18 protein-coding genes are annotated in these 23,329 nt (G+C 70.1%); 13 read left to right on the forward strand and 5 right to left on the reverse strand.

Annotated elements, in window-relative coordinates:
• The first annotated feature begins 18 nt into the window (after nt 1-18).
• The gene (locus OHN74_RS27355; protein WP_327697240.1) at nt 19-798 is read left to right on the forward strand and encodes a DUF3050 domain-containing protein; all 780 of its coding nucleotides are present in this window, start codon (nt 19-21) and stop codon (nt 796-798) included.
• 148 nt (nt 799-946) lie between these two features.
• Here OHN74_RS27355 and OHN74_RS27360 read toward each other — a convergent pair whose 3' ends face one another.
• Nucleotides 947-1,789: a hypothetical protein gene (locus OHN74_RS27360; RefSeq protein ID WP_327700296.1), complete on the reverse strand. Its 843-nt coding sequence runs from the start codon at nt 1,787-1,789 to the stop codon at nt 947-949.
• Between the two features lie 136 nt (nt 1,790-1,925).
• Here OHN74_RS27360 and OHN74_RS27365 point away from each other — a divergent pair, with 136 nt between their 5' ends.
• From OHN74_RS27365 to OHN74_RS27375, 3 genes are all read left to right on the forward strand, one after another.
• Nucleotides 1,926-2,294 carry a hypothetical protein gene (locus tag OHN74_RS27365; RefSeq protein ID WP_327697241.1) on the forward strand — a complete coding sequence of 123 codons (369 nt, stop codon included), beginning with the start codon at nt 1,926-1,928 and terminating at the stop codon, nt 2,292-2,294.
• A gap of 8 nt (nt 2,295-2,302) precedes the next feature.
• Nucleotides 2,303-3,493: a glutathionylspermidine synthase family protein gene (locus OHN74_RS27370; protein WP_327697242.1), complete on the forward strand. Its 1,191-nt coding sequence runs from the start codon at nt 2,303-2,305 to the stop codon at nt 3,491-3,493.
• A 241-nt stretch (nt 3,494-3,734) separates the two neighbouring features.
• Nucleotides 3,735-5,198, forward strand: coding sequence for a glycine hydroxymethyltransferase (locus OHN74_RS27375; protein ID WP_327697243.1), 1,464 nt, complete (start codon nt 3,735-3,737; stop codon nt 5,196-5,198).
• 77 nt (nt 5,199-5,275) lie between these two features.
• Here OHN74_RS27375 and OHN74_RS27380 read toward each other — a convergent pair whose 3' ends face one another.
• The 3 genes from OHN74_RS27380 to OHN74_RS27390 all read right to left on the reverse strand — a co-directional run bounded on the left by OHN74_RS27380 (nt 5,276) and on the right by OHN74_RS27390 (nt 7,998).
• Nucleotides 5,276-5,983: a hypothetical protein gene (locus OHN74_RS27380; RefSeq protein ID WP_327697244.1), complete on the reverse strand. Its 708-nt coding sequence runs from the start codon at nt 5,981-5,983 to the stop codon at nt 5,276-5,278.
• Between the two features lie 124 nt (nt 5,984-6,107).
• Complete coding sequence (locus OHN74_RS27385) at nt 6,108-7,028, reverse strand: hypothetical protein (protein WP_327700297.1); 921 nt, start codon at nt 7,026-7,028, stop codon at nt 6,108-6,110.
• A 391-nt stretch (nt 7,029-7,419) separates the two neighbouring features.
• Complete coding sequence (locus OHN74_RS27390) at nt 7,420-7,998, reverse strand: RNA polymerase sigma factor (RefSeq protein ID WP_327697245.1); 579 nt, start codon at nt 7,996-7,998, stop codon at nt 7,420-7,422.
• A gap of 164 nt (nt 7,999-8,162) precedes the next feature.
• Between OHN74_RS27390 and trpS the strand changes: the two genes are divergently transcribed.
• From trpS to OHN74_RS27405, 3 genes are all read left to right on the forward strand, one after another.
• Nucleotides 8,163-9,176: a tryptophan--tRNA ligase gene (gene trpS, locus OHN74_RS27395; protein WP_327697246.1), complete on the forward strand. Its 1,014-nt coding sequence runs from the start codon at nt 8,163-8,165 to the stop codon at nt 9,174-9,176.
• Nucleotides 9,177-9,419: 243 nt separating this feature from the next.
• The gene (locus tag OHN74_RS27400; RefSeq protein WP_327697247.1) at nt 9,420-9,998 is read left to right on the forward strand and encodes a 2'-5' RNA ligase family protein; all 579 of its coding nucleotides are present in this window, start codon (nt 9,420-9,422) and stop codon (nt 9,996-9,998) included.
• A gap of 50 nt (nt 9,999-10,048) precedes the next feature.
• Complete coding sequence (locus tag OHN74_RS27405) at nt 10,049-10,924, forward strand: YihY/virulence factor BrkB family protein (RefSeq protein WP_327697248.1); 876 nt, start codon at nt 10,049-10,051, stop codon at nt 10,922-10,924.
• Nucleotides 10,925-11,101: 177 nt separating this feature from the next.
• Here OHN74_RS27405 and OHN74_RS27410 read toward each other — a convergent pair whose 3' ends face one another.
• Nucleotides 11,102-12,397 carry a D-alanyl-D-alanine carboxypeptidase family protein gene (locus tag OHN74_RS27410; protein ID WP_327697249.1) on the reverse strand — a complete coding sequence of 432 codons (1,296 nt, stop codon included), beginning with the start codon at nt 12,395-12,397 and terminating at the stop codon, nt 11,102-11,104.
• Nucleotides 12,398-12,602: 205 nt separating this feature from the next.
• Between OHN74_RS27410 and OHN74_RS27415 the strand changes: the two genes are divergently transcribed.
• The 6 genes from OHN74_RS27415 (at nt 12,603) to OHN74_RS27440 (ending at nt 23,254) form a co-directional block, all read left to right on the forward strand.
• A complete protein-coding gene (locus tag OHN74_RS27415; protein ID WP_239149644.1) occupies nt 12,603-12,845 on the forward strand; it encodes an SCO4848 family membrane protein in 243 nt (80 codons plus the stop codon).
• Between the two features lie 16 nt (nt 12,846-12,861).
• Nucleotides 12,862-14,142: a metallophosphoesterase gene (locus OHN74_RS27420; RefSeq protein ID WP_327697250.1), complete on the forward strand. Its 1,281-nt coding sequence runs from the start codon at nt 12,862-12,864 to the stop codon at nt 14,140-14,142.
• Nucleotides 14,143-14,522: 380 nt separating this feature from the next.
• Nucleotides 14,523-20,591 (forward strand): DNRLRE domain-containing protein, encoded by a 6,069-nt coding sequence (locus OHN74_RS27425; protein ID WP_327697251.1) that lies wholly within the window; start codon nt 14,523-14,525, stop codon nt 20,589-20,591.
• 93 nt (nt 20,592-20,684) lie between these two features.
• A complete protein-coding gene (locus OHN74_RS27430) occupies nt 20,685-20,993 on the forward strand; it encodes a hypothetical protein (protein WP_327697252.1) in 309 nt (102 codons plus the stop codon).
• Nucleotides 20,994-21,203: 210 nt separating this feature from the next.
• On the forward strand, nt 21,204-22,760 hold the full coding sequence (locus tag OHN74_RS27435) for an ABC transporter substrate-binding protein (RefSeq protein WP_327697253.1): 1,557 nt from the start codon (nt 21,204-21,206) through the stop codon (nt 22,758-22,760).
• Nucleotides 22,761-22,852: 92 nt separating this feature from the next.
• Nucleotides 22,853-23,254, forward strand: a complete 402-nt coding sequence (locus tag OHN74_RS27440) for an ATP-binding protein (RefSeq protein WP_327697254.1) — start codon at nt 22,853-22,855, stop codon at nt 23,252-23,254.
• Nucleotides 23,255-23,329: the final 75 nt, after the last annotated feature.

Here is a 23,329-nt window from a genome sequence, read left to right on the forward strand (position 1 = left end):
CGACGCGAGGGAGATTTCATGTCCAGGTACGACTGGGATATGACCCACGAAGGGATCGAGCGGGCCCGGTCCGTGATCGAACCGGTGCGAAAAGAAGTGACCGCCCACCCGATTTACCAGCGGATAAACACCACGGAACGCATGGCGACGTTCATGGAACACCATGTGTTCGCGGTATGGGATTTCATGTCCCTGCTCAAGTCGCTGCAACGGGAACTGACCTGTGTCGACGTCCCCTGGGTGCCGCGCGGGTCGGAGGTGAGCCGGCGCCTCATCAACGACATCGTGCTCGTGGAGGAGAGCGACGAGCTGAACGGCGGCTTCACCAGCCACTTCGAGCTGTACCGGGCCGGCATGTACGAGGCGGCGGCGGACACGTCCCGTATCGACACGTTCGTCGCCCTGGTGGGAGAGGGGCACGATGTGGGCTCGGCGCTGCGGGTCGCCCAAGTCCCCGGCCCCGCGGCCGAGTTCGTCCGCACCACGTTCGAGATCATCAACGACCGGCCGCTGCACTGCCGGGCCGCGGCCTTCGCCTTCTCCCGCGAGGATCTCATCCCGGACATGTTCGACCAGGTCGTCAAGGAGGAGGGCACCGACCGCTTCCCCCTGTTCCTCGACTACCTGTCCCGCCACATCGAGGTCGACGGCGAGGAGCACACGCCCATGGCGATGCAGATGGTCGCCGACCTGTGCGGGACCAGCGACGAGCGCTGGGCGGAGGCCGCGGAGACGGCCACGGACGCGCTGGAGGCGAGGGTGCGGTTGTGGGACGGGGTGGTCGAGGGGATGGGGTGACCGTCTCCGGCCCGCCAGGGGTACCCCCTCCGTGGAAGTTCGAGGACGAACGCGTTCAGCGCGAAGGGGGCCGGGGCGCAGGGAGTTCGGGGCGCAGCCCCGAGAAGGAACGGGTAGGGACGGATAGGGGCGGCGGCGGGGGCGGGACTCAGTCCGGTGCCTCGCCGAACCGGGCCAACGCCAGCGCCCCCACCACGGCGACCCCGAACCCCGCCACGGCCAGCCACCCCAGCCCCTCCCGGGTACGGTCCCCCAGCCACACCACCCCGATCAGCGCCGGCCCGATCGTCTCCCCGATCACCATCCCCGCCGTCGGCACGGTCACGGCCCCCCGCTGCAGCGCCGACGTCAGCGCCAGGAACGCCGCCCCGCCCCCCACCACCAGCGCGTACACCGCCGCGTTCGTCACCAGCGACCCCACCGACACCTTGTCGATGAGCCGCACCGACACCTCGACCACCCCGAACCCGAACCCGGCCCCCAACCCGAGCACCAGCCCCCGGCCGCGCTCCGGCAACCGCCCGCCCAGCAACCCCAGCACCAGCACACCCACCGCGGTCGCGAGCATCGTGTACCTCAGTGCGTCCGACCCGGCCCGCTCCCCCTCCGTCCCCGACGCCAGCCCCAGCATCCCCAGCCCGGCGCACACCACAGCCACCGCTGCCCACTCCACCCCGCTCAGCCGCACCCGCAGCAGCCGGGCGGCGACCACCGCGGTGACGGCGAGACTCGCGGCCAGCGCCGCGCCGACGGCGTAGATCGGAAGGGACCGCAGCGCGGCGATCTGGAAGAGGAAGCCGAGCCCGTCCAGGGCCAGCCCGGCGATGTACCGCCACTGCCGCAACGCCCGCAACAACAACGCCGCGTCGCCGCCCGGACCACCACCGGGACCGCTGCCCGCACCGGCGACATCGGCCGCCGCCCGCGCCGCCATCGCCTGCAACACCGTCGCCGTACCGAAGCAGACCGCCGCGCCGAGCGCGCACACCATTCCAAAGAGCACAAAGCGACTCTAGGCGGGTGGGAGGCGGGCGGAAGGAACAGGGGGCCAGCCGAGCACAGTCCTGGGACGATCTTTATGCTGACCGAACGCCGAACCGGCCCAAACACCAACGGGGAGCACGAACATGGCTGACACGCGCAGACAACCGGGCAGAAAGCTCCGCTCGGGCACCGTCGTACTCGGCGGCATGGGTCTTCTCGCCGCGGTCCTCACCGCCTGCTCCTCCGACGACCCCGACAAGCGCTGTGTCGACCGCGACAGTTACAAGGCCGCCAAGGGCTACAAGGTCGTCGCCGAGAAGAACTGCAAGAGCACCACAACGGTCAACGCCGCCCACTACTACGGCGGCAAGAAGAAGTCCGGCTGGGTGAAGGGCGGCTCCTTCACCAAGTCCGGCAAGGGCAGCGGCAGTTCGAGCAGCGACGACGACAACGGCAAGACCAGGGTCTCCCGCGGCGGGTTCGGCGGCGGCGACACCGGCTCGGGCGGCTGAGGCCCGGCATGCAGCGCCGTACGATCGAGCCCCGCCCCGGCTGGCAGCAGACCGTCGAGGCACAGGGGCTCGTCTACCCGCTCACCCGTCACCCCGACGACTCCCTGCGCCCCTACTGGGACGAGAGCGCGTACTACGTCTTCTCGCTCCCGGAGGTGGAGGCGCTGGAGGAGACCGTCGAGGAACTCCACGGCATGTGTCTCGCCGCCGCGGACCACATCGTCACCACGAACCGTTTCGCCGACCTCGGCATCACCGACCCGCGCATCGCGGCAGCGGTCGCCGAGGCCTGGCACCGCCGTGCCGAACTCCCTTCCGTCTACGGCCGGTTCGACCTCCGCTACGACGGCACGGGCCCCGCGAAACTCATCGAGTACAACGCCGACACCCCCACCTCCCTGGTGGAGGCGGCCTCGCCCCAGTGGTTCTGGATGGAGGACCGTTTTCCCGGCGCCGACCAGTGGAACTCCCTCCACGAACGCCTGATCGCCGCCTGGCAGAAGCAGGCCGCCCTCCTCCCGCCCGGCAGCCCCCTCCACTTCGCGCACTCCGCCGCCGACGAGATCGGGGAGGACCTGATGACCGTCGCGTATCTGAAGGAGACGGCGGAGCAGGCGGGCCTCGACACCGAGTGGATCTCCATGGAGGAGATCGGCTGGGACCCGCTCTCCGGCCGCTTCGTCGACAACCAACTCCGGTTCATCCGCAGCTGCTTCAAGCTGTACCCGTGGGAGTGGCTCACCACCGACGAGTTCGCGGACCACGTCCTCGACACCCTGGACAACGGCGGCGGCACGGGCAGCACCCTGTGGATCGAACCGGCCTGGAAGATGCTCCTCAGCAACAAGGCCCTCCTCGCCGTCCTCTGGGAGCTCTACCCGGACCACCCCAACCTCCTCCCCGCCCATCTCGACGGGCCACGGGAACTGGCGTACACGACCGGTTACGTCGCCAAGCCGCTCCTCGGCCGGGAGGGCGCCGGCGTGACGGTCCACGAGCCGCACCCCACCCCCGCCGCACATGAGTCCGAAGAGCCTTGCTGTTATCAGGAGTTGGCCCCCCTGCCCGCCTTCGACGGCAACCACGTCGTGCTGGGCGCCTGGGTCGTCGAGAACGAGTCGGCGGGGCTCGGCATCCGTGAGTCGGCCGGTCTGATCACGGACGAGTACGCCCGCTTCCTGCCCCATGTGATCCTCTGAAGCCCGGGCGGGGAACGCCCGGCACCCGTGCGGCGGACGTCGCTCGCATGGTGGACAGGGCGGCCCGGCCCTCCGGCCTGCCCGGTAGGCTGACCGGCGGGCCGTGACTGGCGCGCTGGGATGGGACCGACCATCGGGAAGCGGCCCCAGGACCCGCCGCAACCCGTTGTCGGGGTCCCTGAGTGAGTGCCGTGCGCCTGGGCCGAGCCGTGAACGCCGAACGCCACGTCCGGAGGTCCCCATGTCAGCCGAGCCCCTCTCCACCGAGCCGCTCTCCACCGAATCCACCGCCTTCCGCAGCGCCCTCGACGTGATCCGCGCCGTCGAGCCGCGCGTCGCCGACGCCATCGGCCAGGAGGTAGCCGACCAGCGCGAGATGCTCAAGCTGATCGCCTCCGAGAACTACGCCTCCCCGGCCACCCTCCTCGCGATGGGCAACTGGTTCAGCGACAAGTACGCCGAGGGCACGATCGGCCGCCGCTTCTACGCCGGCTGTCGCAACGTCGACACCGTCGAGTCCCTCGCCGCCGAGCACGCCCGCGAACTCTTCGGCGCCCGGCACGCCTACGTCCAGCCGCACTCCGGCATCGACGCCAACCTCGTCGCCTTCTGGTCCGTCCTCGCCGACCGCGTCGAGGTCCCGTTCCTGGAGAAGACCGGCGCCCGCCAGGTCAACGACCTCTCCGACGCGGACTGGGCCGAGCTGCGCCAGGCTTTCGGCAACCAGCGCATGCTCGGTATGTCCCTGGACGCCGGCGGCCACCTCACCCACGGCTTCCGCCCCAACATCTCCGGCAAGATGTTCGACCAGCGCTCGTACGGCACCGACCCGGCGACCGGCCTGATCGACTACGAGGCGCTGCGCACGTCGGCCCGTGACTTCAAGCCGCTGATCATCGTCGCGGGCTACTCCGCGTACCCCCGTCTGGTGAACTTCCGGATCATGCGCGAGATCGCCGACGAGGTCGGTGCGACGCTCATGGTCGACATGGCGCACTTCGCCGGCCTGGTCGCGGGCAAGGTCCTGACCGGCGACTTCGACCCGGTCCCGCACGCCCAGATCGTGACGACCACCACGCACAAGTCGCTGCGCGGCCCGCGCGGCGGCATGGTCCTGTGCGACGACTCCCTCAAGGACCAGGTCGACCGCGGCTGCCCGATGGTCCTCGGCGGCCCCCTCCCGCACGTCATGGCCGCCAAGGCCGTCGCGCTCGCCGAGGCCAGGCAGCCCGCCTTCCAGGACTACGCCCAGCGCATCGTCGACAACGCCCGCGCCCTCGCCGAGGGCCTGATGAGCCGCGGCGCCACCCTCGTCACCGGCGGCACCGACAACCACCTCAACCTGATCGACGTCGCCTCCTCCTACGGCCTCACCGGCCGCCAGGCCGAGACCGCGCTCCTCGACTCGGGCATCGTCACCAACCGCAACGCCATCCCGGCCGACCCGAACGGCGCCTGGTACACGTCGGGCATCCGTATCGGCACCCCGGCCCTGACCACCCGTGGGCTGGGCACGGCGGAGATGGACGAGGTGGCCGGCCTGATCGACCGGGTCCTCACCGCCGCCGAGCCGGGCACCACGAAGTCGGGTGCCCCCTCGAAGGCCTCCCACGTCCTGGACACGAAGATCTCCGACGAGATCTCGCGGAGGGCGACGGACCTGGTGGCGGGCTTCCCCCTGTACCCGGAGATCGACCTCGGCTGAGGCGGACGCGTCCCAGGATGCGTAGCGGTCCTGGAGTCCCGCCGGGGTGCCCTTTCAAGGGCACCCCTCGGGCAGCGCTACAAGTCAATCAACTCCTGACGAGGCCCCGGTCCGCGTCCCTTGCCCCACCCGGTCGGCTGGATCCGCGAGGCGAACGGTCGAAGGACCAGCGCCAGAACCGCGCCGGCCGCCGCGCCCGGTATCGCCCACCACCACTCCGTGGCGTGGGCCGCGCGGGTCGGGGTGGCCGGTGCCGCGGCCGCGGTCGGTGCGGTGGCGTCCTCGGCCCCCGGCTCCTGCGGTGCCGGGGGAACTACTGCTGACCCTTCGGGGGACGCTTTGCCCAGCACTCCGAGCTGCCTGAACAGCGCGCGCAGCTCGGCCGGTCGATCGGCCTTGTGCCAGTAGCCGGTCAAGGACTCCATGTCGTCCGTCGTGTGGATCCAGACGTCCTTGTCGTTGCCCGGCAGCTTCGGATAGACACGGTCGTAGCGCCACGGCGTTATGTCGTGGGCCATCCATGTGACGTTGATCTGCTGCCCGGCCACCTCTTCGAACTTCTTCGGCTTTTCGAGGACGTTGGCGGTCGAGGCGCCCATCAGGCGGACCAACTCGCCGTACTTCTCGTGCGAGTAGTACAGAGCCGCACTCTCCGCGCTCTGCGGTGAGACCACCAGAACGCTGGTCGGCCCGCCCGCCACCGCGGACGGTGCCGCCAGCAGAACCCCGGCCAGAGCCAGCACCAACGCACTTGTCGCCGCGGCCAGTTCACGAATCCCGCGCATCCCAACCCCCTACCAACCAGCAGTCGAGCCGCGTACGAACCGCCCGCACGCCGCCTGTCACTTCTGGTACACCGCTCAACCCGCCGAGGTTCCCACTCCGCACCCACCGATCGACCTCATCGGCCTAGTCGGCGGACTTCGCGATCTCCAGCGCCCGGGCCTGCGAAGCCACGCCCTCCAGTCGGAGCGTCACCGTCACATCCCTGGCGTCTCCCGGGCCACCGGCGTCTCCGGTGTCGCCCGCCGCCCCCTCGTGGGTCCACAGCAGCGTCGGTCCCGCCGTCCGCCGCGAGCGGGTGAAGTGTTCGCCCGTTTCGTCCACCAGCCAGAGGCTCAGCAGGTGCGGGCGGGGGAACCACAGGGCAAGGTCCCGCGGGTTGCCGTCGGACGACACGTCGCCGCTCAGCGACAGCCACGCCGGTTGCTCCCGCACCGTCTTCGTGAACCCGATGTCCAGCCGCGCCGGATACTCGTCGAGCCGGATCGTGCGTCCGTTCTCGTGCCAGCACAGGCTCATCAGGAACCGCCCTTCGGGCTCGCGGGTGACCTCCACGGTGTCCGGAGCACCGAGAGCGTCCGGCACGAGCGGGGCGAATCCGGCGCGCTCCTCGGCCTGGGCGAGCGACACCGACCGTCCGCATCCGGGCGCCTCGGCTCCCGGCGAGGGCGCCGCCGACGGGTCGTACCGCACCTCGACCCCGCCGAAGCCGAACCAGTCGAAGACGGCGGCCCGGACCGGGGGCGTCAGCACGAGCACCGTCAGCAGACCGCACAGGGCGGCTACCAGCGTTCGCCTGCGCACCCGCGCCCAGCGCCGGACCGTCCGCCAGCGCTCGCCGATCCCGGACAGGTCCGCCCCGGATGCTCTGGTCCTCGGCGGCTCGGCCACCGGCACGGGCAGCTGCTCGGCCAGTATCTGTCCGAGCACCCGCTCGACCATGGTCTCGGAACCGGCCTTGCCCGGCGAGCCCAACGACCGCCCAAGCGCCCGCAGTTCCTCGGGCAGCCGGGACACCTCGCCGCGCGCCTCCCCAGCCCCGATCAGCCCCGTCCCACCGCCGGTCCCTCGGAAGCCGGCCCCCCACCACCCACCACGAGAGTTGCCCCGTACACCGGCACCGCCCGACGCCTTCGGTACGCCCGTACCGAAAGCCGCGCCCGAACGAGACGTGTCTTTGTCGCCCGCCCCCTGGCCGACGCCGCCCGGCAGTTCCCTCGCGCCGGCGCCGCGAGCGCCCCTGGAACCGGCCTCCTCCAGGCCGTCCGCCCCGTCCGCCGTGCCGCCCGACTGCCCGGCCACGCCGATACCGCGAGCCCCACTCGAACCGGAACCGGCCCCGGTACCCCCTGGGCTGTCCGCCCCCGGCCCCGCCGCCTCTCCGGACAGCCCGCCCTCGCCGCCGTACACCTCGCGCTCCTCGTGCCCCATGCTCTCGTCACCCACGCTCGCTACCTCCCTCCCCAGCTCCGTCCCGATCCCGAGGCCGGAAATCCGGCAGCAGTCGGCTCAGCTTCCGCAGGGCCCGGTTGAGGCGGGACTTCACCGTGCCGCGGGGCCAGCCCAGGGCCTGAGCCGTTTCGAGTTCGTCCATTTCCAGCAGGTAGCGGTAGGTGACGACCAGGCGGTGTTCCTCGCTCAGCCGTTCCAGGGCGGACTGGAGGGCCGCGTGGCGCTCCGTTTCCAGTGTTGCCAGCGCCGGGTCCGCCGATTCCGGTATCAGCGGCTCTGCGCCCACCAGGCATGCCTCCCGGCCGGCGAGCGTGCGCTGGCGCGCCGCCGTCCGGACTGTGTTCCTCGTCTCATTGGCGACGATCGACAGCAGCCACGGCCTGAACGCCACGCCGTCTCTGAATCGCCCCAGCGCGCAGTACGCCTTGACGAAGGCCTGCTGCACCACGTCCTCCGCGTCCGCACCGGCGCCCAGAGCTGTGGCCGCCCTGAGTGCGAGAGCCGTGTGAGCGCGGACCAGCTCCGCGTACGCCTCCGGCTCTCCGGCGCGTACGCGTGCGATCACCGCAGCCTCATCGACGATGCGGCCCCCCTCCCGCGTCCTCACATCTTTGGTACACCGCTCGACCCGGATCGGTTCCCACCCGCGTCCAAGCAGTTTCCGATCAGTGGTCGACCCGTGTCCGTACCCGTACCGGAGCGGGCCCCGATACCTGAGAGAATGGGGGCATGGCTTCAGACCGTCCCCGCGTGCTCTCCGGAATCCAGCCCACCGCAGGCTCGTTCCACCTCGGCAACTACCTCGGCGCCGTGCGCCAGTGGGTGGCCCTGCAGGAGTCCCACGACGCGTTCTACATGGTCGTCGACCTCCACGCGATCACGGTCCCGCAGGATCCGAAGGAGCTCACGGCCAACACCCGACTGGCCGCCGCCCAGCTCCTCGCGGCCGGGCTCGACCCCGACCGCTGCACGCTGTTCGTCCAGAGCCACGTCCCCGAGCACGCCCAACTCGCCTGGATCATGAACTGCCTCACCGGTTTCGGCGAGGCGTCCCGGATGACCCAGTTCAAGGACAAGTCCGCCAAGCAGGGTGCCGACCGGGCGAGCGTCGGACTGTTCACGTACCCGATCCTCCAGGTCGCCGACATCCTGCTCTACCAGGCGCACGAGGTGCCGGTCGGTGAGGACCAGCGCCAGCACATCGAGCTGACCCGCGACCTCGCCGAGCGCTTCAACGGCCGCTTCGGCGAGACCTTCACGATCCCGAAGCCGTACATCCTGAAGGAGACGGCGAAGATCTACGACCTTCAGGACCCGTCGATCAAGATGAGCAAGTCGGCGTCCACGCCCAAGGGCCTCATCAACCTCCTCGACGACCCGAAGACCACCGCCAAGAAGGTCAGGAGCGCGGTCACGGACACGGACACCGTGATCCGCTTCGACCCCAAGGAGAAGCCCGGCGTCAGCAACCTGCTGGGCATCTACTCGACCCTCACCGGCACGGATATCGCCGAACTTGAGCGGACATACGACGGCAAGGGCTACGGTGCGCTCAAGGTGGACCTCGCCGACGTCGTGGTCGACTTCGTGACGCCGTTCCGGGAGCGCACCCAGCAGTATCTGGACGACCCGGAGACGCTCGACTCGATCCTGGCCAAGGGCGCGGAGAAGGCACGGGCCGTCGCCGCGGAGACGCTCGCCCAGACGTACGGGCGGGTCGGCTTCCTGCCCGCGAAGCACTGAAACGTCGCCGCACGGGTACCAGTACCACCGCACGGCGCACGACGCGGCATCAGAGCGCTGCACATCACTACGGTTGCGCCTGCCCGCAGACCCGCCGTGGCCGTACAGTCGATAGCCGACCGGTACGAGCAACAGCCCATATGAGCAATACGGGCACGAGAACGACGCACGGGTGACACCGCGCACGCACCACCGCACAGGCACCACCGCACGGCCAAAACCGAGACGACGACAGGAGACGACGTGGGGACCGTAACGATCGGTGTGTCGATCTCGGTCCCGGAGCCACACGGCAGCCTGCTCCAGGAGCGGCGTGCGGGCTTCGGCGACGCCGCCGCACACGGTATCCCCACCCATGTCACCCTGTTGCCGCCCACGGAGATCGACTCCGAGGCGCTGCCCGCCATCGAGGCACACCTCGTCGAGGTGGCCGCCGCGGGCCGCCCGTTCCCGATGCGGCTCTCCGGGACGGGCACCTTCCGGCCGGTGTCGCCCGTCGTGTTCGTCAAGATCGTCGAGGGTGCGGAGGCCTGCACCTGGCTGCAGAAGCAGGTCCGTGACGCCTCCGGGCCGGTGGCGCGCGAGCTGCAGTTCCCGTACCACCCGCATGTGACGGTCGCGCACAGCATCGCCGAGGAGGCGATGGACCGCGCCTTCGCGGAACTCGCCGACTACGAGGCCGACTGGCCCTGCACCGGCTTCGCCCTCTACGAGCAGGGGGCCGACGCGGTGTGGCGCAAGCTGCGCGAGTACACCTTCGGCGCGGCCGTGGTGCCGCCGCAGGCCGCTCATGTTGACCGCGGCACCCTTCCCACCAGGTAGAACCGCCGACAGCCGCCACCAACAGGTGTTTCCGGGGTACAAGGTCATCCATGGACTGGCTGAAGAAGCTCCCCGGCGTCGGACCGATCGTCGTCCGCCTCATGACCACGCACGTATGGCGGTCGTACGAGCGTCTCGACCGGGTGAAGTGGTCGCGGCTCGCGGCGGCGATGACCTTCATCAGCTTCGTGGCGCTGTTCCCGCTGCTCACCGTGGCCGCCGCGATCGCCGCGGCCACGCTCAGCACCGGGCGCCAGAACGAGCTCCAGGAGAAGATCGCCGAGCAGGTGCCCGGCATCTCCGAGCAGCTGGACATCGACGGTCTGGTCCAGAACGCGGGCACGATCGGGGTGATCGCCGGCGCCGTGCTGCTGTTCACCGGGATCGGGTGGGTCGGCTCGATGCGGGAGTGTCTGCGGGCGGTGTGGGAGGTGCCCGAGGACGAGGGGAACCCCGTCCTGCGCAAGGTCAAGGACACCGGTGTGCTGGTCGGGCTCGGCGGCGCCGTCCTCGTCACGATCGCCGCGTCCACCGTCGCCTCGGCGGCGGTCGGCTGGACGGCGCGCGGACTCGGCATCGACGAGGCCGGCTGGGGGGCGGTACTGCTTCGCCTCGCCGCGTTCGCCGTAGCGGTTCTCGCCGACTTCCTCCTGCTCCTGTACGTCCTCACCCTGCTGCCCGGCGTGGAGCCGACCCGGCGCCGGCTGTTCGTCGCCGCGCTGATCGGCGCGGCCGGCTTCGAGCTGCTGAAGCTGCTGCTCAGCAGCTATATGCAGGGGGTGGCGGCGAAGAGCATGTACGGGGCGTTCGGTGTCCCCGTGGCCCTGTTGCTGTGGATCAACTTCACGTCGAAACTCGTCCTGTTCTGCGCCTCCTGGACGGCGACGCCGAGCGAGGAGGCGTCCGGCGAGGAGGGTGCGGAGTGATGGGGCGAGACCGGGTTCTCGCCCCCGCCGCCCCTGCCCGTCCCTGGGGGCTGCCGCCCCCAGACCCCCGCTTTCGGCCCTGAAGGGGCCTCGTCCTCGAACGCCGGACGGGCTGACAATCCAGCCCCTCCGGCGTTCGAGGAGCGGGGTCCGGGGCGGCGGGGGCGCAATCCGCTGTCACCGCCGCCGCAGCGGCCACCGCCGGTTGATAAGAAACGCGCCCCCCGCAAGCAGCACCACCACACCACCGGTGATCCCGAGCGCGACGCCCATCCCGCCGCCGTCCGACCCGGACGTGGCCGCCGCCTTCGCGACCGGCGACGCGGAGGAGTCACCCTTGCCGGCCCCGTCACCCGAGCCGCCCCCCGCCTCTCCGGAGTCGGCGGCGTCCGTCGAGCCCGGCTGGGCGCTCGCCTCCGCGCCCTTGGGCGCGACCAACTCGCCCACCGGCTGCACCTTCCCGGCGGCCCGGAAGCCCCAGTCGAGCAGCCGCGCGGTCTCCTTGTAGACCTCGTTGTGCTCGGCCTTCTCCGGGTTCATGACCGTGACCAGCAGCACCTTGCCACCCCGTTCGGCGACCCCCGTGAAGGTCGCGCCCGCGTTGGTGGTGTTGCCGTTCTTCACCCCCGCGATGCCCTGGTACACCGAGATGTCCGGGGCGCCGGCGAGCAGCCGGTTGGTGTTCTGGATCTCGAAGGACCCGCGGACCAGCTTGCCCTTCTTGTTCTTCTTCGTCTCGCCGGGGAACTTGGCCGAAACCGTCGAGCAGTACTCGCGGAAGTCCTTCTTCTGCAGCCCGGAGCGGGCGAACAGCGTCAGGTCGTACGCCGACGACACCTGCCCCCGCTCGTCGTAGCCGTCGGGGCTCACCACGTTGGTGTCGAGCGCCTGGAGCTCCTCCGCGTGCTCGTTCATCTCCTTGACCGTGGCCGCGACGCCACCGTTCATGTGGGAGAGCACGTGCACCGCGTCGTTGCCGGAGCGCAGGAAGACGCCGAGCCACAGGTCGTGGACGGTGTACGTCTCCTTCTCCTTGATGCCGACCATGCTGGAACCGGCGCCGACGTCCGCCAGCTCGTCGGCCGCGACCTTGTGCTTCAGCGTCCTCGGGAACTTCGGCAGCACGGTGTCGGCGAACAGCATCTTCAGCGTGCTCGCCGGGGGCAGCCGCCAGTGCGCGTTGTGGGCGGCGAGCACATCACCGGACTCGGCGTCCGAGACGATCCACGAGCGGGCGCTGAGGTCCTTGGGGATCACCGGCACCCCGTCGGCGAGGTTCACCTGCGTCCCGGCCTGCCCGAGCCGCTCCCCGCCCACGGTCGACATCTTCGCCGGGGGAGTCACCGAAGGCGAGGCGCTCGGTGTCGGCTTGGGAGCCGCGAACGCCGGTACGGGCGCGGTCAGCGCGGCGGACAACAGGGTGGCGGAGGTGACCAGCAGGGTTCGCTTGGCGGTCTTCTTCGAGGCGGACACGATCGAGAACGTACATGTACCAGCCCGTGAAGTCGCACCGCCCCCGGGCCGAACCCGCACACCCCCTTCCCCACCCCGGCCACGGGTCCCAGCACCAGGCGGCGATACTGGACGCATGCTGTGCTCATCCGGGGGACAACCCCCGGACCCCCGGCCGACCGGGTCGGAGTGAGTTGCCCGGTGTAGTGATGAAAGGCCCGTTTTTGTGAAACTCAGCCGCCCCGTCTCCTGGTTCCTGCTCGCCTTCGGGGTGTGGAGCTGGGTCATCTGGGTCACTTTCATCAAGAATCTGGTCAAGGACGGCAGCGGGCTCGCGTTCGACGACGCGGGCACACCGACGGCGTACTTCTGGGTGCATCTGGTGCTCGCGGTCGTCTCCTTCGTATTGGGGACGATCGTCGGGGGCATCGGGTTGCGCGGACTGCGCGCTTTGCGCCAGACCTCATAACGGGGGACACACCCGCATGGTCATCGTTTTCCTGCTCGTCGCGGTCGCCGCTCTGGTGGGGCTGCACTGGTACGTCTGGCGCCGTCTGGTGCGCGACACCACCGCCGGCCCCGGCCTCGCCCGCCGCGTCGGCACGGTGGTGTTCGTCGCCCTGCCCGTCATGATGGTCGCCGCCCTGGCCGCCGAGCGTGGTGGCGCGCCCTTCTGGCTCCAGCGCACGCTGGCCTGGCCGGGCTTCCTGTGGCTGGCCCTGTTCATGTATCTGGGGCTGGCACTGATCGCGGGCGAGCTCGTACGGCCACTGCTGCGACGGTTCCTTGAGCGGCGCGGGCCGGCCGAGGCGCCCGTACCGCCGCCCGTACCGCTCCGGAAGGCGGAGACCGTCCCGGCGGGGGCACCGGAGACCGCGGAACCGGCAACGGGGACTTCTGACACCCCGAGCGTCCCTGCCTCCCCCCGCCTCCTCGCCGCCCCCTCCCGGCGCCTGTTCGTCTCCCGTGTCGTGGCCGGCGCCGCGGCGGCGACCGCCGCCGGGACCGTCGGATACGGCACGTACGGCGTCGTGCGCGGCCCCCGCGTGAAGCGCGTCACCGTGCCGCTGGCCAAACTCCCGCGCGGCGCCCACGGGTTCAGGATCGCCGTCGTCAGCGACATCCACCTCGGGCCCGTCCTCGGCCGGGGTTTCGCGCAGAAGGTCGTCGACACGATCAACTCGACCCAGCCCGATCTGATCGCGGTCGTCGGCGACCTGGTCGACGGCAGCGTCAAGGACCTCGGTCCGGCTGCCGCCCCGCTCGCCCAACTCCGGGCGCGGCACGGGGCGTTCTTCGTGACCGGGAACCACGAGTACTTCTCCGGCGCCGAACAGTGGGTCGAGGAGGTCCGACGGCTCGGGCTGCGCCCGCTGGAGAACGCGCGCGTCGAACTGCCCGACTTCGACCTCGCCGGTGTCAACGACATCGCCGGTGAGAGTGAGGGCCAGGGCCCGGACTTCACCAAGGCGCTCGGCGACCGCGACACCTCCCGGGCGAGCGTGCTGCTGGCCCACCAGCCGGTGCAGATCCACGACGCCGTCGAGCACGGCGTCGACCTCCAGCTCTCCGGCCACACCCACGGCGGCCAGCTGTGGCCCGGCAACTTCGTCGCCGATCTCGCCAACCCCACCCTCGCGGGCCTGGAGCGGTACGGGGACACGCAGTTGTACGTCTCCCGGGGCGCCGGTGCGTGGGGTCCGCCCACGCGGGTGGGTGCGCCGTCGGACATCACCGTGGTGGAACTGGCGTCCAGGCAGGCTTGATCACTAACGGTGAAGATCACGGGTCGATAAGGGTTTCCGATCGATGGAACCTTCGGGTGCGCCCCGTCGATCCGCCGGGTCGCTGTCGGCGCCAGGCTCGATATGCCCTATTGGCGGAAGTCGTCCCACAGGAGGCGCTCGTCGGAGGGGCGCATTCCGTGTGACTGAAACCTGTTGATCGAATTCAAGTCAAGGCTGTTGGGGAGGATTTGAGGATCACTGTGGGCGACGAGTGGTGATGCCATGGAGAAGCCTTTACACATCCCTGCTTTGATCATGCCCGCTCAGGACGCGGCATGTGTCCTGGCGTGATCACAGGAGTGTGCATGGGATTCAAGGGAAGACGTGTCTTCCCTGCCTCACGGGGGCGGGACAGAACAATGGGCGTATCGCCACGCCGGATCGCGCTTGCGGTCGCGGCCGTACTCGCGGCCGAAGCGGCGCTGGTGTCGCTGGGCACCGGACAGGCCTTCGCGGCCGCCGACGCCGGCAGCGTGAAGGTGGCGGCGGCCACAGCGGTCAAACCAACCGCGTCGACGGCCGGTTCGACTGCGGCGGCGCTGCTGATGGCCCGAGCGCAGGGCCGGAAGATCGAGGTGTTGTCGGAGCGTTCGGCCAGTTCGACGACGTATGCGTTGCCGAACGGGCAGTTGCAGACGTCGACGTATGTGGCGCCGATCCGGCAGCAGGTGGACGGTGTCTGGCGGAACATCGACACGTCGTTGTCGGACGCGGGTGCGGCGCTCGAGCCGGGCGTGGCGGCGGCGGACATCGCGGTCTCCGACGGAGGGGACACCGCGCTGGCGTCGGTGACCAAGGGTGCGCGGTCGTTCGGGATGGGCTGGGAGTCCAAGCTTCCGACGCCGTCCGTGAAGGACGACACCGCCTCCTACGATCTCGGTGACGGCGAGACCCTGACGGTCACCGCGCTGTCGCAGGGCTTCAGTCAGAACGTGGTCCTGGACAAGGCGCCCGAGGGTCCGCTGGAGTACCGGATACCGATGCGGCTCAAGGGACTTGAGCTGTCGGTGGCCGATTCCGGACACCTGCTGCTGAAGGACACGGCCGGAAAGCTGGTCGCCGAGGCGCCCGCGCCGATGATGTGGGACTCCTCCAAGGACCGTAAGTCCGGGGAGTCGAAGCATCAGGCCAGGGTCGCCACGAAGGTCGAGACGGCAGCGGACGGTTCGCAGATCCTGATCCTCACCCCCGACGCCGGCTACTTCACGAAGAACAAGCTGACCTATCCGGTCACGGTCGACCCCACGACCACGCTCGCGGTGACCACGGACACGTGGGTGGCGACGAACTACACCGACTCGCAGATCTCCTCGGAGGAGTTGAAGTCGGGTACGTACGACGCGGGGACCACCAAGGCCCGCGCCTACATGAAGTTCGACGTCTCGCCCTTCAAGGGCAAGCACATCACCGACACCAACCTCGCCCTGTACTCGTACTACTCCTCGACCTGTGACACCAGCGGTGCGGGCACGGAAGTACGCCGGATCACCGGCACCTGGACCTCGGCCGACATCACCTGGGCCGTCCAGCCCGCCACCACGGCCACCGGCGCCGTCACCAACAAGGCCGCGCTCGGCTACAGCACGTCCTGCCCGGCCGGCACGATGAACTTCGACATCGACGCCATCGTGCAGGCATGGGCGGACGGTGCCACCAACCAGGGCGTGCGGATCGCGGGAGCCTCGGAGACCGACTCCACCACCTGGCGCCGCTACCGCTCCGCGAACTACGTCTCCGGCGACGGCTCCACCGAGCCCCACCTGACGGTCACGTACAACTCGTATCCGGCGGTGCCGAGTTCGACCGCCATCGCACCGTCGCAGGTCAACTCCTACAACGGCAAGCGGTACGTCACCTCGCTGACGCCCACACTGTCGTCGAAGGTGACCGACGCGGACGGCGCCAACGCGCAGGCGCAGTACGAGATCACCGCCGACCCCGCCTACGCGGACACCACCTACTCCTACACGGCGTACGGCAAGACGGTGGCCTCGGGCAACACCTCGACCCTGGCGATCCCGTCGGCGTCCGCGTTCCCGGCCGGCAGCCACCTGCGCTACCGGGCACGCGCCTACGACGGCACCGACTTCGGCGCGTGGTCGGGTTACACGACGTTCGTGCTGAACACGGCCAAGCCGGCCGCGCCGACCGTCACCTGCGACACGTACACGCAAAACGGCTGGACCGCCAAAGCCTCCGCCGCCGTGAACTGCACCCTCGCCACCGCCGCCACGGACGGTGCCGGCTTCCAGTGGGGCCTGGACGACTCGTCCCTGCCGAACAAGAAGCTGGACACCACCAACGGCACCGGCGGCGACACGCAGACCGTCAGCATCAACCCGGCGGGCGGCTGGCACACGCTGTACGCGCGGACCATCGACTCCGGCGGCAACCTGTCGACGGCAACCACCGCCTATTCGTTCGGTGTCGGCGCCGACGGGGCGGCGATCCTCTCCCCGGCCGACGGTGACACCACCGCCCGTCGGCTGACCCTGTCCGCCAAGGGCCTCACCTCCTACACCGGGGTGACCTGGCAGTACCGGCGCGGTGAGACCGACTCCTGGCACACCGTGCCGGTCGGTGACGTGACCGCCTCCGGCGCCGCCGTCTCCGCCTGGCCGGTCGCCGTCACCAGCGGCACCGCCACCAAGCTGGTCTGGAACACCGTCTCCACCCTCGCCGAGGACGGTGTGATCCAGCTGCGTGCCGCGTTCACCAACGGCACCACCACCGGCTACTCGCAGACCACCGAGGTCACCCTGGACCGCGACGCGGGCACCGCGCCCACCGCCCAGGTCGGCCCCGGCGAGGTCAACGAGCTCACCGGTGACTTCACCCTGTCCGACATCGACGCCTCCGCCTTCGCCGTTGGCGTGGACCGCACGTACTCCTCCCGTGCCAACAGCACGGACACCGAGGGCCAGGCGGCGATCTTCGGTCCCGGCTGGGCCTCGTCGACCGACGGCGCCGGCAGCGACTACACGCAGCTGCGCAAGACCTCCGACACCTCGGTGGAACTGCTCAGCGCGGACGGCGGCTCGGTCGCCTTCACCCTCACCAGCAGCGGTGCCTGGGAGCCGCAGACCGGTGCCGGGGGTCTGGCCCTGACGGGCTCGCTCACCGGCACCACGTTCACGCTGAAGAACCTCGACGCCGACGTCACGGTGTTCGCCAAGGCGGCCACCGCCGCGGCGACCTGGACGCTCGTGTCCTCGGCGACGGCGGTCGACGACACCACCGTCACCGTCGCCTCGGAGACCGTCACGGTCGGCGGCAAGACGCTGGCCCGCCCGAAGTACGTGATTTCCCCGACCGGCGCGGTCACGGCGGCCACCTGCCAGGCCACCCCGGCCACCAAGGGCTGCCGCGTCCTGGAGTACGTCTACGCGACGGCCACCACCGCCACCTCCAGCGCGCTCGGCGACTACGCCGGCCAGGTCGCGTCGGTCAAGCTCTGGGCCACCACGCCCGGTGCCTCCGCCTCGACCGCCGAGACGATCGCCTCGTACGCCTACAACGCCTCCGGCCAGCTGCGCCAGGTCTGGGACCCCCGGATCAGCCCCGCGCTGAAGACGGAGTACACCTACGACACCGACGGCCGCGTCGCCACCTACACCCAGCCCGGTGAGCTCCCCTGGACCTTCACCTACGGCAAGGCCGGCTCGGCCCTGACGTCGGGCACCGGCATGCTGCTCAAGGCCTCCCGCCCGGCACTCGCCGAGGGCTCCGCGAGCACCACCTCGGGCACGGCGGCCACCTCGGTCGTCTACGACGTACCGCTCTCCGGTACCACCGCCCCGTACCAGATGGACGCCACGACCGTCGCCACCTGGGCGCAGGACGAGGCACCCACCGACGCCACCGCCGTCTTCCCGGCCGACAGCGTCCCCACCTCCAACACCGGCGGCGACCTGACCGCCACCTCCTACGGCCGCGCGAGCATCACCTACATCAACGCGGACGGCGCGGAGACCAACTGGGCCGGACCCGGTGGTGCGATCACCACGACCGAGTACGACGAGTACGGCAACACGGTCGCCGAACTGACCGCCGCCAACCGTGCGTTGGCGCTCAGCAGCGCCGACGACCGGCTGACCGCGCTGGGTCTGGACGATCTGTCCACGGCTGAGCGCGCCCGTCAACTGGCCACCGTCTCGGAGTACTCGGCCGACGGCGAGCGGCTTACGGGCGAGTACGGTCCGCTGCACGAGATCACACTCACCAAGGAGCTGACCGGCACCACCGCCGAGTCCACGCTGGCGGCGGGCTCGGTGACCCCGGCCCGCACCCACACCGCGTACACCTACGACGAGAACCGGACCAGCGGCGCCGCCGTCTCCGGCCTGGTCACCTCCGCCGTCACCGGCGCGGCCATCCCCGGCTACGCCACAGACGCCGAGACGCACACCGCCACCACCACGTACGACTGGTCCACCGGCCAGGAGACGAAGACCGAGGGCGGCGACACCACGGACGTCGTGGCGACGTACGACGGCGCCGGTCGGGTGGCCACCACCCGTACCGCCGGTTCCACCGGTTCCGACGCCTCGACGCTCAACTACACGTACTACAGCGCGAGTTCGACCGGCACCTGCGCGTCCGCCGAGTGGGACGGGCAGCTCTGCAGGACTGCTCCGGCGGCCACGATCACCGGCGGCGGCAGCAACCCGGCCACCGCGGTCACCACGGTCTACACCTACGACCGCTGGGGCCTGCCCGCCGTCAGGACGGAGACCTCGGGCTCCGTGACCCGCACGACCACCAACACCGTGGACACCGCGGGCCGCACGACCAGCACCACGGTCACCGGAGGCATCGGCACGGACACGCCGGCCACCACGTACGCGTACAACGCGTCCAACGGGCAGCCCGCCTCGCTGACCTCCAACGGCCAGACCATCACCTACACCTACGACAGCCTCGGTCGCCGGATCGGTTACAACGACGGCGCGGGCAACACCACCACCACGGCGTACGACGTCCTCGACCGGAAGGTGAAGACCACCGACTCCGCGCCGTCCACCGTCACCTACGCCTACGCCACCACCGGTGACCTCAAGACGGTCACGGACTCGGTCGCGGGCGCCTTCACCGGCACGTACGACGCCGACGGCACCCTCACCTCCGAGACCCTGCCCGGCAGTCACACCCTGACGGTCACCACCGACCCGGCCGGCCAGGAGACCGACCGCGCCTACACGACCGCGAACGGCACCACCCTCCTCGCCGACTCGGCCACGTACACGGTCATGGGCCAGCGGGCCGGACACACCCAGACCGACGGCTCCACCACTCGCTCCGACTACACCTACGACAGTGCCGGCCGCCTCACCCAGGCGAGCGACACCACGTCCACCGGCTGCACGACCCGTGCCTACACCTTCGACGGGAACAGCAACCGCACGGCCCTGACGGCCACTTCGGACGACTGCGACAGCGGCACCACGGACGCCACCACGACCAGTACGTCGTACACGTACGACAGCGCCAACCGGCTGGTGAACTCCGGCTACGCCTACGACGCGTTCGGCCGGACCACCGCCAGGGGCAGTGCGACCCTGGCGTACTACAGCAACGACCTGGTGCGTACCGAGACCGTCGGTACCAGCCGCAACACCTGGGATCTCGACGCGGCCGGCCGCCTCGCCGTCAGGACGTCCCAGACCCAGGCCACCGACGGCACCTGGACCACCGGCACCACCAGCACCAGCCACTACGGCGGGTTCTCGGACAGCCCTGTCTGGACGCGGAACGGTGACACCGTCGGCCGCTATGTCCAGGACCTGACCGGATCACTCGCGGCGACCACCGCGGCCGGCGGGAACACGGTTCTGCAGCTCGCCAACATCCACGGCGACATCTCCGTCCAGCAACCCCTGGACACGAGCGTCGCGAGCACCGTTCAGTCGTACGACGAATACGGCAACGCGTCCGCCGGTACGGCTGCCACCCCCTACGGCGCCCTGGGCGGTTACCAGAGGTTCGCGGGGACGCTCAGCGGAATCACCGTCATGGGAGTCCGCCTCTACGACGCGGCCACCGGCCGCTTCCTGCAGGTCGACCCGGTCTACGGAGGCAACGCCAACACCTACGTCTATCCCTCGGACCCGGTGAACCGGCTCGACCTGGACGGAAGGGCGACGAGGAAGCCCGCGTCTCTCAGCGCCAAGGAGAAGCAGGCGCTGGAGGACAAGGCGAACGGGCGCAGCTATGACCACAAGGCGTTCAAGTCCGCGAAGAAGAAGCTGGAGCAGGCACAGAAGTACGCCGGCAGCCGGAACCAGCAGAAGAACAGGTCGGCCAAGGACAGCCTCAGGGTCGTCCTCAAGGCCATCGGGATCGCGGTGGTCTTCATCGCCGTGATCATTACCCTGGTCTTCTTCTGGGAGGTCGGGATCGTGGCAGCGGTGCTCTGGGCCATCGCCTAGCTCGGCGCGGTTCCAGGAGTGAACAAGCCCGGAAGGGGGCCCTCGGCCCCCTTCCGGGTTCCGGATTGCATCAAGCACGAGAACAGGGTTTTCATGAGTGAGTCGTCGTGGTACGGCGTCCGTTGCGTCTTCCGGCACCGTCCTCTGGGGGTGTACGAGGAACGCGTCACGCTGTGGACCGCCGAGTCGTTCGACCAGGCGATCGAGCGGGCGGAGGAAGAAGCCCTCGAGTACTGCGAGGCGCTGGACGAGGTCGAGTACGTGCGCTTCTCCGAAGCGTTCCGGATGGACGGGGAGCCGGGTGAGGGGGTCGAGGTCTTCTCGGTGATGCGGGAGAACGATCTGTCGCCGGGGGAGTACGTCGAGCGGTTCTACGCGACGGGCAGCGAGCGATCGGCCTGACCGGCGGGCCCGGAGCCCGGCCGGCGCGGGCACCCCGGAACGCCATGCGTGGGCGGCTCTGAACGAGGTGCGAAACCGGCCGGTAACACGGTGTCGGTAACGTCTTTCCCATCTCAGGAGATCTCCCTTCCCCCATGCGAAACACCTGTGATTAGGTGATCGACGCCACAGGGGAGTCGCCTGTGCAGGGGGCCTGGGGAGGGCACACCGATGCGCTCGGTACGCATGCGGATTCTCGCGGCGCTGCTCATTGTGTCGGCCGCGGGCGCGGTCGGCTGGCAGCTGATGCCGACGGGAGGCGACCACGGCAGGACGATCACCGTCGGCACCACCGACGCCGTGACCTCCCTCGACCCGGCCGGTGCCTACGACGCCGGCTCGTGGGCCATGTTCAGCAACGTCTTCCAGTCACTGCTCACCTACCGGCCGGACGGCGCCGCCCCCGTCCCGGACGCGGCGAAGAGCTGTGGCTTCAAGGGCTCCGACCTGCGCACCTACGTCTGCGTCCTGCGCGGCGACCTCCACTTTCCGAGCGGCCGGCAGATGACCGCCGAGGACGTGAAGTTCTCCTTCGAGCGCGTCAAGCGCATCAACTCCAACGTCGGACCCGCGTCCCTGCTCGGCACCCTCACCTCGGTCGACGCCAAGGATCTGACGGTCACCTTCCACCTCAACTCGCCCGATGCCACCTTCCCGTTCAAGGTGGCCACCGGAGCCGGTGCGATCGTCGACCGTGAGCGCTACCCGAAGGACGGCCTGCGCACCGACACCGGCGCCGACGGCACCGGCCCGTACCTCCTGAAGTCGTATACGGAGGAGAAGGAGGCGCTCCTCGAACCCAACGACCACTACAAGGGCGTCGTGAAGAGCACCGGCAGCCCCATCCGCCTGCGCTACTACGCCGATCCGCCGGCCCTCGACAAGGCGTGGAAGGCCAAGCAGATCGACGTCGCCACGCGCCAGCTGCCGCCCGCGGTCCTCGCCGGCCTCTCGCCCAGCGACCCCGGCCAGCAGGTCATCGAGTCCGACAGCGCCGAGACCCGCAACCTCGTCCTCAACGTCCACGCCGGTTCCGCGCTCCACGCCCCGGTCGTCCGCCGCGCCCTGGCCTGGCTGGTCAACCGGGAGGAACTCGCCGCCACGGTGTACCAGGGGACAGCCGAGCCCCTCTACTCGCTGATCCCGGCAGGCCTCACCGGCCACACCACCTCGTTCTTCGACGACTACCCCAAACCCAGCGTCGCGCAGGCCCGCGCCCTGCTCACCGAGGCCGGCGTGGAACTCCCCGTCCGCCTGACCTACGGCTACGCCGAGGGGCGCGGCGCCGCCGCCGAGGAGGCTGCCCTGCTCAAGCGGCAGCTGGAGAAGGGCGGCCTGTTCAAGGTCGCCGTCAAGGGCTACGAGTGGACCGACTACCAGAAGCGGTACGCGGCAGGGAAGCTGGACGCCTACGCCGTCGGCTGGGTCGCCGACTTCCCCGACCCGGACACGTTCACCGGACCGCTCGTCGGCACCGGCAACAGCATGAAGAACGGATACGGCAGCAAGAAGGTGGACCGGCTGATCCTGGACAGCCGCCGGTACGCCGACCGAGCCCGAGCCGCCCAGGACTTCCGCGCGCTCCAGCAACTGATCGCCCTGGACGTGCCCGTCATCCCGCTGTGGCAGCGCAAGGAGTACGTCGTCAGCAGCGAGGACGTCGGCGGCGGCCAGTACCTCTCGGACGGTACCGGGGTCTTCCGGCTCTGGACCCTCGACTGGATCTGACGCGGACCGGCCGACGCGGACTAGGTGACGCTGGGAGGGTACCCAACGCTGTATCAGATGTGCTGATGCTGTGGGCGGGGGGAGGAGCGGACGTGTTGAGGCGCAACTCCTTCCGGCTTCCCCGGCATCCGGCGTCCGTCGAACTCGCCCGGCGCCGGGTGCGCGACCATCTGGCCGACTGGGGGCACAGTACCGACGGCCCGGCGCTCGCGGACACCGTCCTGCTCGTCTCCGAGCTGGCGACCAACGTCGTACGCCACGGCCCCGTCCTGGAGCCGGAGTTCGAGGTCGCCGTCACCGCACTCGCCGACGGCTCCTGCCTCATAGAGGTCTCCGACGAGGGCACGACGGAACCCCGCCTCCACCCGGTGACGGACTGGGCGGAACACGGCCGCGGCCTTCACCTGGTCGAGCACATCGCGGAGGCGTGGGGGGTGTGGAGCAGAGGCCGACACGGAAAGACGGTCTGGGCGCTGGTCACAGCGCCGGGATAGGGGCGTCCCCAGGGGCGCGGGGCCGTGTCCCATGTCGTTCCGCGGGCTTCGCCGCGTGGGCGCGACCAGCCACAA

Source organism: Streptomyces sp. NBC_00459 (assembly GCF_036013955.1).
Taxonomy (GTDB): domain Bacteria; phylum Actinomycetota; class Actinomycetes; order Streptomycetales; family Streptomycetaceae; genus Streptomyces.